Origin of the sequence: Dietzia sp. Cai40 (genome assembly GCF_014145165.1) — a bacterium.
Taxonomy (GTDB): domain Bacteria; phylum Actinomycetota; class Actinomycetes; order Mycobacteriales; family Mycobacteriaceae; genus Dietzia; species Dietzia natronolimnaea.
In genome coordinates, this window is the sequence record NZ_JAALEB010000465.1 from 1 (window position 1) to 1,748 (window position 1,748).

2 protein-coding genes are annotated in these 1,748 nt (G+C 70.3%); both read right to left on the reverse strand.

The features are described from left to right. Positions 1-1,091, reverse strand: a 1,091-nt coding sequence (locus G6022_RS15685; RefSeq protein WP_182691966.1) for an NDMA-dependent alcohol dehydrogenase, incomplete at its 3' end; no start/stop codon positions are given. A 66-nt stretch (positions 1,092-1,157) separates the two neighbouring features. Next, positions 1,158-1,748: enoyl-CoA hydratase-related protein (locus G6022_RS15690; RefSeq protein ID WP_182691968.1), on the reverse strand; the 591-nt coding region annotated here is incomplete at its 5' end.

The following is a 1,748-nucleotide window of genomic DNA, read 5'->3' on the forward strand; positions in this document are numbered from 1 at the left end:
TTGCCGTCGCGCATGTCCTGGTACCCCTGGTTGATCTCGTCGAGCCGGTACGTCCTGGTGACCAACTCGTCGAGCTTGAGGTTCCCGGCCCGGTACTGGTGCAGCAGGTGCGGGATCTGCTTGCGCGGGCCGGTGCCACCGAAGATCGCCCCCTGCAGGGTCTTCTGCTGCATGGCCAGGTCGAGGATGGAGATCTGCGCGTCGACGGCCATCATGTCCCCCAGCCCCACGACCACGCAGCGGCGCCCCTTGCCGGTGAGCATCAGCCCGGGCAGCAGGTCCTTCCCGTCCACCACTCCCATGGTGAGCAGGACCAGGTCCGCCATGCGCCCCCAGCTGAGCTCCCCCACCAGCGCCATGGCGTCGTCCATCGAGGCACACGTGTGTGTCGCCCCGAACTCCATCGCCTTCTCCCGCTTGAACTCCACCGGGTCCACGGCCACGATGACGCGCGCCCCCGCCGCGGCGGCGCCCTGGACGGAGTTGATCCCGATCCCGCCCACGCCGACCACCACCACGACGTCGCCCTCCTTGGCCTGGCCGATCTCGGTGGCCGAGCCCCACCCCGTGCAGACACCGCATCCGAGCAGGGCGGCCTTGTCCAGGGGGATGTCCTTCTCGATCTTGACGACCGAGGACTGGTGGACGGTGACGTGCGGCGCGAAGGTGCCCAGGACGCACATGGTCGCCACGGGTTCGCCGTCGGCGGTGTGCACCCGGTAGCCGTCGTCGCTGATGGCCCGGCCGCTCAGCAGCCCGGCGCCGTTGTCACAGAGGTTCTGCAGCCCCTCGGAACAGGGCGGGCAGGTGCCGCAGGCGGGGATGAACGCCAGGACGACGTGATCCCCCACCTCGAGCCCGGTGACACCCTCTCCCACCTTGGTCACCACGCCCGCGCCCTCGTGGCCACCCATGATCGGATAGGTCTCGAACTGCAGGTCCCCCGTGAGCAGGTGCTCGTCCGAGTGGCACAGCCCCGAGGCGGCGAGTTTGACCTGCACCTCCCCCGCCTTGGGGTCGTCGATGTCGACGTCGACGATCTCCCAGGCGTCCTGCTTGGGTTCACGGATGATGGCTGCTCTGGTGCGCATGGCATTACCTCTCGGGTTGGACGTGGGCGATGTGGTGACGGTCACACATCAACGACATCGCATACGCTACGCGTCCGGCGTCGCCCAGGAGGGCGGTCGGCGCTCAAGAAATGCGGTCATCCCCTCGGCGACCTCGGCGGTGGTGAACAGGCGGGCGGTCACCCCGGCCAGGTCCTCTCCACGGGCGTCGAGATCGGCCAGCATCGGCGCCGCCAGCAGCGCCTTGTTCTCCGCCAGTCCCTGCGGTGAACAGGGCCGGAACGCGGCGACGAGCTCGTCGACGGCCGCGTCGACGTCGTCGACCGCCTCCGAGAGCAGGCCGATCCGACTCGCGTGCGCCGAGTCGAACTTCTCACCGGTCAGCAGGGCGCGTGCGAGGTCCCGTGAGTTGATCCGCGCCGCCAGCGGCACCGAGATCATGGCCGCCGCCAGACCGAGGCGGACCTCGGTGAGCGCAAACGTCGACGTCGGCCCGGCGAGGGCGAGGTCGCAGGCGGCCACCAGTCCCATCCCGCCGGCGCGGACGTGGCCGTCCACGGCGGCGATCACGGGCTTGGGGTGCGAGATGATCGCCCGGAGCAGCCCGAGGAACACCCGGGTCCGCTCGGCGGCCTGCGCCTCCGGGCTGCTCTGGTCGGCCCCGGCCGCGGAGGCCTC